The sequence below is a fragment of the Micromonospora humidisoli genome, assembly GCF_016900955.1.
GTDB classification, from domain to species: domain Bacteria; phylum Actinomycetota; class Actinomycetes; order Mycobacteriales; family Micromonosporaceae; genus Micromonospora; species Micromonospora wenchangensis.
The window spans coordinates 28,998-45,227 of sequence record NZ_JAFEUO010000014.1 but is presented as its reverse complement, the minus strand read 5'-3'; the positions used below and the strand labels follow the sequence as shown (position 1 = coordinate 45,227).

Here is a 16,230-nt window from a genome sequence, read left to right as displayed (position 1 = left end):
TACCGTGGAATCCCGTGGATCGCGTGATCACTTGATCGGCACGGCGGTTCGCACGACCGCTACGGACGACACGGGAGCAGGCCTTGGCCCCTTCAGCACGCACGACCCGGCACATCTTCGTCACCGGGGGCGTCGCCTCCTCGCTCGGTAAGGGCCTCACCGCCTCCAGCCTCGGCAATCTGCTCACCGCACGCGGGCTGCGGGTGGTCATGCAGAAGCTCGACCCCTACCTCAACGTCGACCCCGGGACGATGAACCCGTTCCAGCACGGCGAGGTGTTCATCACCGAGGACGGCGCGGAGACCGACCTCGACGTCGGGCACTACGAGCGGTTCCTTGACCGGGACCTCTCCGGCAAGGCCAACGTCACCACCGGCCAGATCTACTCCGACGTGATCGCCAAGGAGCGGCGCGGTGAGTACCTGGGCGACACCGTCCAGGTCATCCCGCACATCACCAACGAGATCAAGGCGCGGATCGTCGGCATGGCCGACCCGGACGCCGACGGCCAGATCCCCGACGTGGTGATCACCGAGGTCGGCGGCACCGTCGGCGACATCGAGTCGCTGCCGTTCCTGGAGGCGATCCGGCAGGTACGGCACGACCTGGGCCGGGACAACTGCTTCTACCTGCACGTGTCGCTGGTGCCCTACCTCGCCCCGTCGGGGGAGTTGAAGACCAAGCCGACCCAGCACTCGGTGGCGCAGCTGCGCAACATCGGCATCCAGCCCGACGCGATCGTGCTGCGCTGCGACCGGGAGATCCCGGAGAAGCTGAAGCAGAAGCTGTCGCTCTACTGCGACGTGGACGCCGAGGCGGTCGTCGCCGCCCCGGACGCGCCGAGCATCTACGACATCCCCAAGGTGCTGCACCGCGAGGGGCTCGACGCGTACGTGGTGCGCCGGCTCGGCCTGTCCTTCCGGGACGTCGACTGGACCCGCTGGGACGACCTGCTGGAGCGGGTGCACCAGCCGCACCACACGGTCACCGTGGCGGTCGTCGGCAAGTACGTCGACCTGCCCGACGCCTACCTGTCGGTCAGCGAGGCGATCCGGGCCGCCGGGTTCGGTCACCGGGCCCGGGTGCAGCTGCGCTGGGTGCCCAGCGACGACTGTGTCACCCCGGCCGGCGCGGCGTCGGCCCTGGCCGGCGTGGACGGCATCGTCATCCCCGGCGGGTTCGGCGTCCGCGGCATCGAAGGCAAGATCGGCACCGCCCGGTACGCCCGGGAGAACGGGGTGCCGCTGCTCGGGCTCTGCCTCGGCCTGCAGTGCATGACCATCGAGGTGGCCCGCCACCTGGCCGGCCTCGACGCGGCGAACTCCCTCGAGTTCGACGAGGACGCCAAGCACCCGGTCATCGCCACCATGGCCGACCAGCAGGACATCGTCGCCGGCCGGGGTGACCTGGGCGGCACCATGCGGCTGGGGGCGTACCCGGCGACGCTGGCCGAGGGGTCGATCGTGGCCGAGGCGTACGGCGCCACCGAGATCAGCGAACGGCACCGGCACCGCTACGAGGTGAACAACGCCTACCGGGACCAGCTCACCAGGGCCGGCCTGCACATCTCCGGCACCTCCCCGGACGGCCGGCTGGTCGAGTTCGTCGAGCTGGACCGCAGCCTGCACCCGTTCTTCGTGGCCACCCAGGCGCATCCGGAGCTGAAGAGCCGCCCGACCCGCCCGCACCCGCTGTTCGCCGGGTTCGTCAAGGCGGCCGTGGCGTACTCGCAGGCCGACCAACTGCCGGTGGACCTCGACCCGGTGCCCGGGGCGGCGACGACCGAGACGGCGAAGAAGGCGGCCCCGACGGCGAAGAACGCGTCCCGCAACGGCGCGACGGCGACGGCGTCGTCCGCGTCGTGAGCGCCGTCGAGCACCGCTACGAGCTGCGTTCCCGGGTGCAGCGGTACGCCGGGCGGATCTTCACGGTGGTCACCGACGAGGTGACCATGCCCGGTGGGGGCACCGCCACCCGCGACTACGCCCGGCACGTCGGCGCGGTCGCCGTGGTCGCCCTCGACGACGCCGGTCAGGTGGTGCTGGTGCGCCAGTACCGGCAGCCGGTCGGACGGCACCTGTGGGAGCTGCCCGCCGGGCTGATGGACGTCGCCGGTGAGGACCTGCCGGTGGCCGCCGCCCGGGAGTTGGCCGAGGAGGCCGACCTGACCGCCGCCCGGTGGGACCTGCTGGTCGACGTGCACACCTCGCCGGGTTTCTCCGACGAGGTGGTCCGGGTGTTCCTCGCCCGGGAGTTGGCCGAGGTGCCCGTCGGGCAGCGCCACGAGCGGCACGACGAGGAGGCCGACCTCCAGGTCGTCCGGATCGACCTGGACGAGGCCGTCGGCATGGCGCTGGCCGGGGAGATCACCAACGGGCCGTGCGTGGCCGGGCTGCTGGCCGCCGCACGGGCCCGCGACGCCGGCTGGTCGGTGCTGCGCCGCGCCGACACCCCGCTGCACCGCTGAATCCGTCCGCCGACAGGGGCCGCCGCGGTTCGCCGCGCGGCCCCTGCGTCGTACGCCCACCCGGTCGGCGCGGTGCGTCACGACGTCGTTGCGGGAGTGTTTCCCGTGCGGCGGTCGGGGCCGCGCGGTGCGACGATGGGTGTGACGCCGAACGGCAGGCCCGCGCGGTATGCCTGACACACCGTCAGGCGGATCGGGCACCGGCTGTCACTGTGCCGCCCGTCGGGGGAGGGCGGCACGCCTAGACTGCCGCCGGCGGGACCGGTGGACCGCGTCGGCAACGGAGCCGACGGGGCACCGCGCAGTCCGGGGTGCGGCACCCCGGAGGAAGGTGTCTGCATCGTGAAGGTCGGAATCCCCCGCGAGGTCAAGAACCACGAGTACCGCGTGGCGATCACGCCCGCGGGCGTCAACGAGTTCGTCCGTCACGGTCACCAGGTCTTCGTCGAGGCCGGCGCGGGCGTCGGGTCCAGCCTCACCGACGACGAGTTCACCGCCGCCGGGGCCACCATCCTCGGCACCGCCGACGAGGTGTGGGACACCGCCGAGCTGGTGCTCAAGGTCAAGGAGCCGATCGCCGAGGAGTACCACCGGATGCGTGCCGGCCAGGTGCTCTTCACCTACCTGCACCTGGCCGCGTCCAAGGAGTGCACCGACGCGCTGGTCGACCGGCAGGTCACCGGCATCGCCTACGAGACCGTCGAGCTGCCCGACCGGTCGCTGCCGCTGCTCGCCCCGATGTCCGAGGTGGCCGGCCGGCTCGCCCCGCAGGTCGGCGCGTACCACCTGCAGCGGCAGGGCGGCGGACGGGGCATCCTGATGGGCGGCGTCTCCGGGGTGTACGCGGCGAAGACCGTGGTCATCGGCGCGGGCGTGTCCGGGATGAACGCCGCCGCGATCGCGCTGGGCCTGCAGGCCGAGGTGCTGCTGCTGGACAAGAACGTGGCCCGGCTGCGGCAGGCCGACGCCATCTACCGGGGCCACCTGCAGACGGTCGCCTCCAACGCGTACGAGATCGAACGGGCGGTGCTCGACGCGGACCTGGTCATCGGCGCGGTCCTCGTCCCCGGCGCGAAGGCCCCGACGCTGATCTCCAACGAGCTGGTGTCCCGGATGAAGCCGGGCAGCGTGCTGGTCGACATCTCCATCGACCAGGGTGGCTGCTTCGAGGACTCCCGCCCCACCACGCACGCCGAACCGACCTACCAGGTGCACGACTCGATCTTCTACTGCGTGGCGAACATGCCCGGCGCGGTGCCGCACACCAGCACCTACGCGCTGACCAACGTCACCCTGCCGTACGCGCTGGAACTGGCCAACCAGGGCTGGCGCGACGCGTTGCGCCATGACCCGGCCCTGGCGCTGGGCCTGAACACCCACGACGGTCGGGTCGTCTACGGCCCGGTCGCCGAGGCGCACGGCATGGCTGTCCTGCCGCTCGACGAGGTGCTGGCCTGACCGGGCAGACGACGCAGACCCCGGCACCCGAAGTGCCCCGCCCGGCCGGGGACGCGGTGCCGGGGGCGACAGGTGACGGGGCCGGGGTGGGCGGGGAACCCGCGCCGGCCCTGCGACGGGCGGTGCGCGGCTACCTCGACCACCTGACCGTCGAGCGGGGACTGTCGACGAACACCCTCACCTCGTACCGGCGGGACCTGGACCGTTACCTGGACACCCTGGCCGCCGCCGGGGTGTCCGACCTGGCCGCCGTCGACGCCCGGCAGGTCGAGGCGCACCTGGCCCGGCTGCGCGCCGGCGACGACGACCACCCGCCGCTCGCGGTGACCTCGGCCGCGCGGGCCGCCTCCGCCGTGCGTGGGCTGCACCGCTTCGCCGTCCGCGAGGGCCTGACCGGCGACGACCCCAGCCGCGACGTGCGCCCACCCACCCCGGCCCGGCGGCTGCCCCGGGCGCTGCCGGTCGACGACGTGGTCCGGCTGCTGGAGGCCGCCGGCCCGGTCACCGCCACCGGCGACGGGGCCGCCCTGGCCCTGCGCGACCGGGCGCTGCTGGAGTTCCTGTACGGCACCGGCGCGCGGATCTCCGAGGCGGTCGGCGTCGCCGTCGACGACCTGGACGTCGACGAGGGTGCCGTCCTGCTGCGTGGCAAGGGCGGCCGGACCCGGCTGGTGCCCATCGGCGGGTACGCCGTCGACGCGCTGCGCGCCTACCTGGTGCGGGCCCGGCCGGCGCTGCTGGCCGCCGGGCGGGGCACCCCGACGGTGTTCGTCAACGCCCGGGGCGGGCCGCTGACCCGGCAGGGGGCGTGGACCGTGCTGCGGCGGGCCGCCGGGCGGGCCGGACTGCCGGTGGACGGGCCGCACGCGGTCTCCCCGCACACCCTGCGCCACTGCTACGCCACCCACCTGCTCGACGGCGGCGCGGACGTGCGGGTGGTGCAGGAGTTGCTCGGCCACGCCTCGGTCACCACCACCCAGGTGTACACGTTGGTCACCGTGGACCGGCTCCGCGAGGTGTACGCCACCAGCCACCCCCGCGCCCGCGACGCGGACCCCCCGCCGGCCCGCTGACCGGCCGCTATGCCCGACACGCCGGACCGGTGCCGAACGCGCTGGTCGCCGGTGGCGTAGAGTCGGCATCGGCGCGGACCTCCTGGGCGACAACCGGGGTGCGCAGCGGCGCTGCGAAGGACGTCGGAGTGTTCCGACGCCGGGTGGTCGTCGGGAGGGGGCAACGAGGACATGGCTGGCAACGGTGACCGTGCCGACGCCTGGACGTCGGAGCTCCGTGAGCAGCAGGCGTCGCTCGGCGCCGACCTGGGCCCGGCCGATCCGGCCGCCTACACGATGCGCAAGCCGATCCCCGAGCCGATGCCCACCGACCGGCACGGCCCGGCGCGGATCATCGCGATGGCCAACCAGAAGGGTGGCGTGGGCAAGACCACCACCACCATCAACCTGGGCGCGGCCCTGGCCGAGTACGGCCGCAAGGTGCTGCTCGTCGACTTCGACCCGCAGGGCGCCCTGTCGGTGGGCCTGGGGGTCAACCCGCACAACCTCGACCTGTCCGTCTACAACCTGCTCATGCAGGACGACGTCATCGCCGAGGACGTCCTGATCAAGACGGACGTGGCCGGCCTGCACCTGCTGCCCGCCAACATCGACCTGTCGGCCGCCGAGATACAGCTGGTCAACGAGGTCGCCCGGGAGATGGCCCTGGCCCGGGTGCTGCGGACCATCCGCAAGGAGTACGACTACATCCTGATCGACTGCCAGCCCTCGCTGGGTCTGCTGGCGATCAACGCGTTGACCGTCGCGCACGGCGTCCTCATCCCGCTGGAGTGCGAGTTCTTCAGCCTGCGCGGGGTGGCGCTGCTGCTGGACACCATCGACAAGGTCCGCGAGCGGCTCAACTTCGACCTGGAACTCGAAGGCATCCTCGCCACCATGTACGACAGCCGCACCACCCACTGCCGGCAGGTGCTGCAACGGGTGGTCGAGGCGTTCGGCGACAAGGTCTACCAGACCGTGATCACCAAGACGGTGAAGTTCCCCGAGTCCACGGTGGCCGGTGCGCCGATCACGACGCTCGACCCGGCCTCCTCGGGGGCCCGCAACTACCGGCAGTTGGCCCGTGAGGTGATCGCGGCCCAGGCCGACCGGTAGGCCGGGGTGCACGCCGGGGCGTCCCGGACGGCGACGACGTCCGGGACGTGGACTACGGTCGTCCGGTGACCGCGCCACCGCTGGATCCGCCGACGACCCCGCAGCAGCCGCCCGTGCTGGCTGCCGAGGTCGCCGCCGACGTGGCGACCGACCCGGCGGGGGTGCCGCAGGCAGGGCAGAGCGGCGGCTTCACCGTCCGGCTGGCGAACTTCACCGGCCCGTTCGACCTGCTGCTGCAATTGATCAGCAAACACAAGCTGGACGTCACCGAGGTGGCGTTGCACACCGTCACCGACGAGTTCATCTCCTACATCCGCGCCATGGGCGACGAGTGGGACCTCGACGAGACCAGCGAGTTCCTGCTCATCGCCGCGACCCTGCTCGACCTGAAGGCGGCCCGGCTGCTGCCGTCGGCCGAGGTGGAGGACGAGGAGGACCTCGCCCTGCTGGAGGCGCGGGACCTCCTCTTCGCCAGGCTGTTGCAGTACAAGGCGTACAAGGAGGCGGCGGCGCACATCGCCGAACTGGAGGCGGTCGGCGGTCGGCGGTACCCGCGCGCGGTGACCCTGGAGGCCCGCTACGCCGAGGCCCTGCCCGACCTGGTGCTCGGCATCGGCCCGCATCGGCTGCTGAAGCTCGCCGTGCGGGCGATGACCCCGAAGCCGGTGCCCGAGGTGTCCATCGCGCACGTGCACCAGGTCCGGGTCAGCGTCCGGGAACACGCGGCGGTCCTCGCCGAGCGGCTACGCCGGGCCGGGGTGGCCACCTTCGCCCTGCTCTGCGCCGACTGCGCGATCACCCTGGAGGTGGTGGCCCGCTTCCTGGCCCTGCTGGAGCTGTACCGGGAGGGGCTGGTCGCGTTCGTCCAGGAGGAGGCCCTGGAGGAGTTGACGGTGCGCTGGACCGGCCCCGCCGACGGCGGTGCCGAGCTGCACGTCGACGAGTACGCCGGCAGCCCCGCCGACCCCGACCCGGCCGGTGCCGCGCCCGCCGTGGCGGACCCCGCTCCGGCCGCCCCCACCGCCCCGGTGCGTGCCGGCCCGGTGTCCGCTGACCCGGCGTCGGCCGGGACGGTGGACGAGCCCGCATCGATGCAGGAGTGACGTGATGAGCGACGAGGAGCGGCAGGACTCGCTTGCCGACCAGGCCGCCGCCTGGATCCCCCCGTGGGAGCGTCCCGCCCCGCAGCGCAGACCCGCACCCGGTGCGCCGGACTCCGGGGCCGAGGACGCTCCCGTTTCGTCGGCAACGGACACCGTCGACGAACTCCCCGCTGCGGCGGCACCACCCGCGGCCGACGCCGAAGCAGCCGACGGCGAGACCGCCGACGCCGGGACGGCCGGTCCCGAGCCTGCTACCGACGGGACACCCGAACCCGGACCTGACGAGGACGTGACCACAGCCGCCGTGACCGCAGCCGGTGGGGCGGCTGGCAGCGACGCCGGCCCGGAGACGGCGGGGGAGCGGGGTACTGCGGGAGTACCGAAGCGGCAGCCGGCCGGGCGACGGCGGGTGACGGTCGCCCCGCCGCCGGCACCCGAACTCGACGACGCGGAGCTGCGCGGCGCGTTGGAGGCCATCCTGCTGGTGGTCGACGAACCGGTCAGCGAACTGGTGCTGGCGCAGGTGCTGGAGCAGAAGCCGGAACGGATCGGGCCGGTGCTCGACGACATCGCCGCCGGCTACACCGCCGCCGGGTACGGGTTCGAGCTGCGCCGGGCGGCCGGAGGATGGCGGCTGTACACCAGGCCGGAATACGCGGCGTACGTGGAACGGTTCGTGCTGGACGGGCAGTCGGTCCGGTTGACCCAGGCCGCCCTGGAGACACTCGCGGTGGTCGCCTACAAGCAGCCGGTGACCCGGGGTCGGGTGTCAGCCATCCGGGGTGTCAACTGTGACGGGGTGCTCCGTACCCTGGTCTCCCGAGGGTTGGTCGAGGAGTGCGGCGCCGAACCGGACAGTGGGGCGTTCCTCTACCGGACCACCACGATGTTCCTGGAGAAGCTGGGCCTGGACTCGGTCGCCGACCTGCCCCCGCTCGCCCCGTTCCTCCCCGACGACGTAGAAGAGCTTGCCGATGCCACGCGATAACCGTTCCCCCAAGCCCGACGCCCCCGTGTACGAGGGTGCCGAGCGCCTGCAGAAGGTGCTCGCCGCCGCCGGCGTCGGTTCCCGACGTGCCTGCGAGGATCTGATCTTCCGGCGTCGGGTGACCGTGAACGGGCGGGTCGCCCAGCTCGGGGACAAGGTCGACCCCGCCACCGCCGTGATCCACGTCGACGGGGAACGCCTCCAGGCCGACAACCGCCTGGTGTACGTGGCGATGAACAAGCCACGCGGGGTGGTCACCACGATGGCCGACGAGAAGGGCCGCAACGAGCTGGCCGAGTTCATCGGCAACCGGGTCGAGCAGCGGGTCTACCACGTCGGGCGGCTCGATGCCGACAGCGAGGGCCTGCTGCTGCTCACCAACGACGGCACCCTGACCCACAAGCTGATGCACCCGTCGTACCAGGTGCTCAAGACGTACCTGGCCGAGGTTGCCGGGCCGATCCCGCGTAACCTCGGCAAGCGGCTGCTGGCCGGCGTCGAGCTGGAGGACGGGCCGGTCAAGGTGGACTCGTTCAAGGTGGTGGACACCCTGGGGCGAACCGCCCAGGTGGAGCTGAGCCTGCACGAGGGACGCAAGCACATCGTCCGGCGGTTGCTGGCCGAGGTCGGGCACCCGGTGTCCCGGCTGGTGCGTACCTCGATCGGGCCGATCAAGCTCGGTGACCTGCGCACCGGGCGGATCCGGCGGCTGACCAACGCGGAGGTCGCCGCCCTGTTCAAGGCCGTGGGTGACTGACCCCGTCTGAGCGGGTAGGTGTGCCGGTAGGCTTCCACGCGGCCCGCGGGCCGGTGGTGGCGTGCGCCGCACCGGCGGTGCGGAGACACCCGCGAGGCGCGGGATGATTGACGACGATGGACGACCGCTCAACGGCGTCGGGACGACCGACGACCCGCGAGATACGGGCTGAGGAGGACAACGGTGGAGGAAAACGTACGGGCCGGGCGCTGCGTGGTCGCTGTGGACGGGCCGTCCGGTTCGGGTAAGTCCACCGTCTCGCGGCGGCTCGCCGCCGGCCTCGGTGCCCGCTACCTGGACACCGGTGCGATGTACCGGGCGATCACCTGGGCGGTGCTGCGTTCCGGCGTCGACCTGGCCGACGCCGCCGCGGTGGGCAAGGTCGCCGAGGAGGTCGAGCTGCGCATCGGCACCGACCCCCAGGGGTACGGCGTGACCGTCGACGGGGTGACCGTCGACCGGGAGATCCGGGGTCCCGAGGTGACCGGTGCGGTCTCCGCGGTGGCCGCCGTCCCGGCGGTGCGGGCGCTGCTGGTGGCCCGGCAGCGGGAACTGATCACCCATGCCGGCCGGATCGTCGTCGAGGGGCGGGACATCGGTGCCGTGGTGGCCCCCGACGCCGACCTGAAGGTCTACCTGACCGCCTCCGAGGCGGCCCGGGCCCGGCGGCGCAGTGCCGAGGACGCCGTCGACGTCGCGGCGACCGCCGCCGACCTGGCCCGCCGGGACCGCCTCGACTCCACCCGCACGGTCGACCCGCTGCGGCAGTCCGCCGACGCCGTCGAACTGGACACCACCGAGCTGGGCATCGACGAGGTCGTCGACCTGCTGCGTGGGCTGCTCACCGAGCGGGGAGTGGCATGAGCGACGGCTGGGTGGAGCTGCGCGAACCGGACGTCGAAGCCGACGAGCCGACCGGTCCGCAGCCGGTGGTGGCCGTGGTGGGCCGCCCCAACGTGGGCAAGTCGACGCTGGTCAACCGGCTCATCGGTCGCCGGCAGGCGGTGGTGGAGGACACCCCCGGGGTGACCCGGGACCGGGTGCCGTACGACGCGCAGTGGAACGGCCGGACGTTCACGGTGGTGGACACCGGCGGATGGGAGCCGGACGCGAAGGACCGGGCGGCGGCGATCGCCGCGCAGGCCGAGACGGCGGTGCTCACCGCCGACGTGGTCATCTTCGTGGTCGACGCGATGGTCGGCGCGACCGACGTGGACGAGGCCGCGGTGAAGATGCTGCGGCGCAGCGCCAAGCCGGTGATCCTGGTGGCCAACAAGACCGACAACAGCGCGATCGAGCTGGAGGCCACCTCGCTGTGGTCGCTGGGGCTCGGCGAGCCGCACCCGATCTCCGCCCTGCACGGCCGGGGCGCCGGGGAACTGCTCGACGCGATCCTCGACGCCCTGCCCGAGGCCCCCAAGATCGTCGAGAACCGGCCGCGCGGCCCCCGCCGGGTGGCCCTGGTCGGTCGGCCCAACGTCGGCAAGTCCAGCCTGCTCAACCGGTTCTCCGGGGAGGAACGGGCGGTCGTCGACTCGGTCGCCGGCACCACCGTCGACCCGGTGGACAGCCTGGTCGAGATCGGCGGCGAGACCTGGCAACTGGTCGACACCGCCGGGCTACGCAAGCGGGTCGGCAAGGCCAGCGGCACCGAGTACTACGCCAGCCTGCGCACCGCCGGGGCGATCGAGGCGGCCGAGGTGGCGGTGGTGCTGCTCGACTCCAGCGAGCCGATCAGCGAGCAGGACCAGCGGATCCTGACCATGGTCGTCGAGGCCGGCCGGGCCCTGGTGATCGCCTTCAACAAGTGGGACCTGGTCGACGCCGACCGCCGGTACTACCTGGACAAGGAGATCGACCGGGAGCTGCGCCGCATCCCCTGGGCGATTCGGCTCAACCTGTCGGCGCAGACCGGCCGGGCCGTCGACAAGCTCGCCCCCGCGCTACGTAAGGCGCTGGCGAGCTGGGAGACCCGGGTGCCCACCGCACAGCTCAACCAGTGGCTCACCGCCCTGGTACAGGCCACCCCGCACCCGGTGCGCGGCGGCCGAGCCCCGAAGATCCTCTTCGCCACCCAGGCGGGTGTCTCCCCGCCGCGGTTCGTGCTGTTCACCACCGCCCCCCTGGACGCCGGCTACCAGCGTTTCGTCGAGCGCAAGCTCCGTGAGGAGTTCGGCTTCGAGGGCAGCCCGGTGGAAATCTCCGTACGCCCCCGCAAGAAGCTCGGCCCCGGCGGCCGGGGCAAGGCCCACGGCTGACCGCCACCGCACAAGGGCTGCCGCTCCTCCCTCTGGGGAACGGCAGCCCTCTTTCCTAGGACGCTTTAGGGGTGGTGGGGGTGCGCACCGACGCGGCGGGGGGCTGTGCGCGCGGTGCGAAGATCCTGCGCTAAGCTGTACCGGCTGCCGCGGGGAAACCACGCGGGGAGCATCGGGACGTGGCGCAGCTTGGTAGCGCACTTGACTGGGGGTCAAGGGGTCGTCGGTTCGAATCCGGCCGTCCCGACAGCACGAAAAGAGGCCGTCGACCGGAGCATTCGCCCTGGTCAACGGCCTCTAATTCGTTTCGGGGTAGTAGGGATTTCCTGATCTAGACGGCGCGGAGTTTGGGACCACTTTGGGACCAGCGAGCCTTCAAGTGCGCGCTGAGCGCTGTTCCGGCGTCGGTGATCGACTGCCGGTCGGGGTGTAGGTACCGCTGTGTCGTGGTCAGCGACCCGTGGCCGGCAATCTTGCGGAGGACGTGAACGGGCACCCCGGCGTCGGCCAACCAGGTCAGGCCGGTGTGCCGTAGGTCGTGTCGGCGTAGGTGCTCGAATCCCAGCTTCGTCACGACCTCGTCCCAATGCGTCGCGTCCCGCAGCACGGCGGTACTGATCCGACCGCCACGTGGCCCGACGAACAGGCGGGAAGTCGGATCGGCAGCGGCGTCCAGGCGGCGGGCCACGATCGGCCGGATCTCCTCGATCAGGGGGACGGTCCGCGCGCGTTTTCCCTTGGTTCCCTTGTCGATGAGGCCACCGGGGCCGGGTGTGGTCTGGCGACGGATAGTCCACATCCACGTTTCCCGGTCGATGTCCTCGACGCGCACGCCGGAAACCTCACCGATCCGGGCAGCGGTGCAGGCCGCGAAGATGACCACGTCGCCCCAACCGGCGAATTCGTCGGCCGACCGTGCGACCAAGGCGGCAGCAAGTCGGGTCAGCGACTCCCAGTCGGGTAGAGCCAGTGCGCGCGGGTCGTTCAATTCGTCCTCGGCGCGCTGGTACTCGCGCTGCCACCCGGTTACCTTGGCGGGGTTCCGCGAGATGATGCCGTCTCGTACCGCCTGCTCCATCACACGGGCCAACACCGCAAGGCTGTTCTTGACTGTCGATCGGCTGTACTCCTCGGCAATCCAACTGTGCACAGCTCGGTCGACCACGCCGTTGGTGATCATTCGTACCGGGATGTGCCCAAGGGCCGGCACCACCCGCTTGCGCCAGCCAGCCAGGTACGGGTCAAGGGTCTTACGCTCCAAGCCGCGCAAGGCGAGGGTCATCACGACCTCGCCGTAGTCAGCGAGGCGCATGGTCGCAGCGAGCGGGTCCACCCCACCTTGCGCCGCGCTGACCATCTCATCGATCCACGCTTGCGCCTCATCCGGCGTGGCTACCGCCATCGACTTGGAGCGGCGGCGTTTCGTGATGGGGTCGAACCAGCGGACGCGTGCCCGGTAACGGCCTTCCCGTACCTCTACGTCAGACGTGAGTGACACCCCAATGGGGAGCTGCTGCGGAGTCGCCATCAGGCCGCTTTCCTTGGGTCAACTCGATGCGCCAACAGCCACCGTTCCACGTCGGTGGTCGCGTACTTCACGACCCGGTCAGAGAGTTGGATGAACGGCGGTCCCTGCAAGGGCGGGACGGTGCGCCAGCGGCGGATGGTCGACGGGTCGACATCGAGCAGCACGGCAAGTTCCTCGGTGGACATGAACGGCTTGGACGAGAGTCGGATGGTGTCGTCTTCCTTCGGCGTAGCGGTCATCTCCGGTGAGGGATTCTGCGTCACGAGTCGCACGGTGAGCACCTTTCGGTCGACAGATGGCGGCAGCGATCGGAGGTGTCGATGCAGCGGGGGTGTAGAACGGCCCGTTGAGAGCGCCGTAGGGATACCGTCCTGGCCGTCCTAGCCGGTGTGGCTGGCGACCTCTCAGCGGGCCGTTCTGCTGGTCGGCTTCTTGGTGCGGCGGTGGGGTGCCGCCGGGGCCGGGGGTATCCGTCCCATCCGTACCAAGCTCGTTTTTCCTGGTCAGGGCTGGTACGGATTGGATTGCGGTACGGATTAATGCGTACCGGGGGCGGTGGCGGGGGTGCGTCGTGGTACGGATCGATCCGTACCAGTGGGGTAATCCGTACCGGGGATGACCTGCGGAAACGAGGTTGGTACGGATGGTACGGATACCCCCGTGGCAGGGGTTTCGGGTCCGGGGCAGTAGCGCTGCCATGCGTCGGTGAAGGCGTCGCGGGTGTAGCCCTTGGCTTGTCCGACGGTGAAGCGGATCGTCTCGGAGCGGATCTCGAAGTCGCGGAGCAGGTCGCCGAGTTTCTTGCCGGTGAGTCCGTTGGGTCCGCTGTCGGCCCAGGGTGCTTCGGGGTCGTTGTTGAGTGCGGTGAGCAGGTCGGCGGTGGGTGCGGCGGTGGGGTCGCCGAGGGTGGTGAAGGCGGTGCGGATGTCGGCGAGTAGCCGTACGCGGTGGGAGACGTTGCCGGCTTCGTCGGCTTCGGCGGTCAGGACGGTGACGGCCTGCCGGACGCGTGCCGGCCAGGTGCCCCCGGCCAGGTCGGCGACGGCGACGAGGGGTTCCCAGGTGTCGGCGGCCCGGTCCTCTACCGGCATCGGTGGTTCCGCGGCTTCGAGCGCGGTCAGGTTGGCGCGGAGCCATCCGGCCAACTGCTGGGCGACCTTGCGCAGGGCGGGGCCGTCGCGGCGGTGTCGGTAGGGGGCGACTTTCTCGCCGGGGGCGCGGCGGCGCATGCGGATGACGACGGCGCGGTCTTCGATGGTGTCGGGCATTGCGCCGATGCCGGCGAGTGCGGCCATGGCGAAGGTGGGGATCTTCTCCAGGCTCTGGGTGTTGTTGTCCCAGCGGATGGCGGGTCGGTTGCGTTGGTGTCCGGCGTTGAGGAGTCCGCGTAGGTCTTCGTTGGCGTCGGCGTTCTTTCCGCCGAACAGGGTGTCGGCTTCATCGACGAGCAGGGTGGGTGGTTGGCCGGTGCCGATGGCCCGGTAGACGGCGGCGGGGCTGGCGTTGACGGTGATGAGCGGGTCGTGGCAGCAGCCTTCGACGATGTCGAGCAGTCGGGATTTCCCGCATCGCTTCTCCGGGGCGCGGATGACCAGGCGGGGGGCGTGTGCCCATGCGGGTTGGGCGTGGGTGGCGGCGATCCACAGCGTCACCGCGTCGACCGCTTCGGGGCTGGGCAGGATCACGTACTTGGTGAGGCAGGCGTGCAACCGGTCGAGGATCGCTGCGCCGTCGACCTGGTCGGCATTGGTGGGTTGGGTCATGGGTTCACCTGCTCTGGTGGTGGTTGAGGATGAGGTGGCCGAGGTGTTCGGCGGCGTGGGGGACGACGGCGTTGCCGAGGGCGGTAACTCGGTCCACCCGGTCGGGAAGCCCATGAGCCACTCGACCCACTCGGGGTTCAGTGGGCCACCGACGCGTTCGGACAGGGGTCGGCCCGGTTGGTTCCAGCCGGCACCGCGCCGGCCGTCCCGGGCCGTTGGTGTGGGCCAGGACGAACACTCGGGGTCGTGGGTGTGGGGCGCCCATCTCGCAAGCTCGGAGAACGCCGGGGTGTGGGGTGTATCCGAGTCGGTGGAGGTCATCCAGGACGGTCGGCAGTCCGCGCGTGCGGTGGCCGAGGACGTTCTCGCCGATGACCCAGGCGGGTCGCAGGTCGGCGATGATGTCGGCCATCTGCGGCCAGAGCCATCGGGGATCGTCTCGGCCGAGTTTCGGGCCGGCGAGGGAGTCTGGTTGACAGGGGTAGCCACCGGCGACGACATCGACCCGGGGCCGGTCGGTGGAGCGCCACCAGGCGGCGGCAGTACGGACGTCGTCATGTGAGGGGACCTCCGGCCAGTGCTTGTGTAGGACGGCGCGGCAGAACGGGTTGATCTCGACGTGCCCGACGATGCGCATTCCGGCCCGCTGCAACCCGAGGGACAGGCCACCGATGCCGGCGAACAGTTCCAGCACGTTCAGGGGCTCGGTCATGCGGCGAGTCCTTCGGCGCGGAAGCCACCTCGGATGGCGGCGCGGATGTCCCGGTCGGTCTGTTCGGCCTGGTGGCCGGCGGTGGTGAGCGCGGCCACCGCGTCGTCGTGGCTGATCGCGTCGACCTTGACCATGCGGGCGATGCCTCGGGCTGCGCCGTAGAGGGTGGTGCGGCGGCTGCCCTGTGGGGCGGTGGCGACCGCGTGCAGGTGTGCGGCGAGGAGCCGATCGGGATGGGAGATGCCTTCCGCCCGGCGGGTGCTGGTCGGCGTGTGCGCCGGGACCGGGGCCGGGGTGGGTGCGGGCGGGGCGGGTCGGCAGGCGTCGACCAGCGCGGGGGGCATCTCCTGCATCTCCCGGTGCGGCGCCCACTGGTACGGGCGGCCCGTGCGCGGGTGCACGCTCGGGGGTAGGACCACGTATCCGCCGTCGGCTTTGACGTCGATGCCGGGGCCGAGTCCCTGTCCGGGCTTGCCCTGACTGCACTGCACCGGTTGTCCGGGGTGCCGGTAGTACAGATGCAGGCCGCCCGACCCGGTGACCACGTAGGCCGTAGGGGGCAACAGCCCAGCGGCGATGAGCGCGTTCATGGTGTCCCTACCGCCGTGGGCGGGGTCGACGTCGACCACGACGGTGCCGGACGCGGCACCGGTACGCAGGGCGAGCTGCCCGGTAGGGACGGCGGCCACGATCGCGGCGACCCGGTCCGGGTCGGTGCTCGCGGCGTAAAAGCCGTGACAGGTCAGGCACACGCAGCCTTCCCGGTCGTGATCGGAGCCAGCGTCGGCGCAGGGCTGGCAGTTGGCGACGGGTCGTTTCGACCGGGCGAGCATGAACACCGGCCACCCGCGTACGGCGTAGGTGAGGGCGGGGGCGACCAGGGCAGACGTGTCGGGCATGGCGCTCCTCTCGGGTTCGTTCAGGGACGTCGATGAGGGTTCGGGCCGTCCGGCCAGTGCGTTCGGGGTGTGGGCCGGGCAGCGTGGCCCTTGCAGGTAGGGGCGGACACCGTCGGGGTGGTGGCAGTA

Annotated in this window: 14 protein-coding genes, 1 tRNA gene and 1 pseudogene; 11 read left to right on the top strand and 5 right to left on the bottom strand. The window is 71.6% G+C overall.

What is annotated here, in order from left to right:
* The first annotated feature begins 83 nt into the window (after positions 1-83).
* The 11 genes from pyrG to JQN84_RS30400 all read left to right on the top strand — a co-directional run bounded on the left by pyrG (position 84) and on the right by JQN84_RS30400 (position 11,446).
* The gene (gene pyrG, locus JQN84_RS30450) at positions 84-1,865 is read left to right on the top strand and encodes a CTP synthase (protein WP_204962032.1); all 1,782 of its coding nucleotides are present in this window, start codon (positions 84-86) and stop codon (positions 1,863-1,865) included.
* A complete protein-coding gene (locus tag JQN84_RS30445) occupies positions 1,862-2,467 on the top strand; it encodes an NUDIX domain-containing protein (RefSeq protein ID WP_204962031.1) in 606 nt (201 codons plus the stop codon). The genes pyrG and JQN84_RS30445 overlap by 4 nt, the downstream gene beginning before the upstream one ends.
* A 342-nt stretch (positions 2,468-2,809) precedes the next feature.
* The gene (gene ald / locus JQN84_RS30440; protein WP_204962030.1) at positions 2,810-3,925 is read left to right on the top strand and encodes an alanine dehydrogenase; all 1,116 of its coding nucleotides are present in this window, start codon (positions 2,810-2,812) and stop codon (positions 3,923-3,925) included.
* Between the two features lie 86 nt (positions 3,926-4,011).
* Complete coding sequence (locus JQN84_RS30435; protein WP_204962029.1) at positions 4,012-4,998, top strand: site-specific tyrosine recombinase XerD; 987 nt, start codon at positions 4,012-4,014, stop codon at positions 4,996-4,998.
* Between the two features lie 171 nt (positions 4,999-5,169).
* Positions 5,170-6,093: a ParA family protein gene (locus JQN84_RS30430; protein WP_088644512.1), complete on the top strand. Its 924-nt coding sequence runs from the start codon at positions 5,170-5,172 to the stop codon at positions 6,091-6,093.
* Between the two features lie 140 nt (positions 6,094-6,233).
* Positions 6,234-7,196, top strand: a complete 963-nt coding sequence (locus JQN84_RS30425; protein WP_372446028.1) for a segregation and condensation protein A — start codon at positions 6,234-6,236, stop codon at positions 7,194-7,196.
* Positions 7,197-7,200: 4 nt separating this feature from the next.
* Entirely contained in the window at positions 7,201-8,184 is a 984-nt protein-coding gene (gene scpB / locus JQN84_RS30420; RefSeq protein WP_204962027.1) for an SMC-Scp complex subunit ScpB, read from the top strand.
* Positions 8,171-8,941: a pseudouridine synthase gene (locus JQN84_RS30415; protein WP_204962026.1), complete on the top strand. Its 771-nt coding sequence runs from the start codon at positions 8,171-8,173 to the stop codon at positions 8,939-8,941. Before scpB ends, JQN84_RS30415 begins: the two co-directional genes overlap by 14 nt.
* Positions 8,942-9,124: 183 nt before the next feature.
* A complete protein-coding gene (gene cmk, locus JQN84_RS30410; RefSeq protein WP_204962025.1) occupies positions 9,125-9,805 on the top strand; it encodes a (d)CMP kinase in 681 nt (226 codons plus the stop codon).
* Positions 9,802-11,199, top strand: a complete 1,398-nt coding sequence (gene der, locus JQN84_RS30405) for a ribosome biogenesis GTPase Der (protein WP_204962024.1) — start codon at positions 9,802-9,804, stop codon at positions 11,197-11,199. The genes cmk and der overlap by 4 nt, the downstream gene beginning before the upstream one ends.
* 173 nt (positions 11,200-11,372) lie before the next feature.
* Positions 11,373-11,446 (top strand) — tRNA-Pro (locus JQN84_RS30400).
* A gap of 84 nt (positions 11,447-11,530) precedes the next feature.
* Here the strand turns inward: JQN84_RS30400 and JQN84_RS30395 are convergent.
* The 5 genes and pseudogenes from JQN84_RS30395 to JQN84_RS30375 form a co-directional block, all read right to left on the bottom strand.
* A complete protein-coding gene (locus JQN84_RS30395; protein WP_204962023.1) occupies positions 11,531-12,727 on the bottom strand; it encodes a tyrosine-type recombinase/integrase in 1,197 nt (398 codons plus the stop codon).
* On the bottom strand, positions 12,727-12,999 hold the full coding sequence (locus JQN84_RS30390) for a helix-turn-helix transcriptional regulator (protein ID WP_307821498.1): 273 nt from the start codon (positions 12,997-12,999) through the stop codon (positions 12,727-12,729). Before JQN84_RS30390 ends, JQN84_RS30395 begins: the two co-directional genes overlap by 1 nt.
* A 264-nt stretch (positions 13,000-13,263) precedes the next feature.
* Positions 13,264-14,490 (bottom strand): DUF3631 domain-containing protein, encoded by a 1,227-nt coding sequence (locus tag JQN84_RS30385; RefSeq protein WP_204962022.1) that lies wholly within the window; start codon positions 14,488-14,490, stop codon positions 13,264-13,266.
* A 220-nt stretch (positions 14,491-14,710) separates the two neighbouring features.
* Positions 14,711-15,202 (bottom strand): annotated as a pseudogene (locus JQN84_RS30380) (DNA cytosine methyltransferase); the annotation flags it as partial.
* Positions 15,199-16,101 (bottom strand): bifunctional DNA primase/polymerase, encoded by a 903-nt coding sequence (locus tag JQN84_RS30375; protein WP_204962020.1) that lies wholly within the window; start codon positions 16,099-16,101, stop codon positions 15,199-15,201. The gene JQN84_RS30375 and the pseudogene JQN84_RS30380, both read right to left, overlap by 4 nt.
* Between the last annotated feature and the right edge of the window lie 129 nt (positions 16,102-16,230).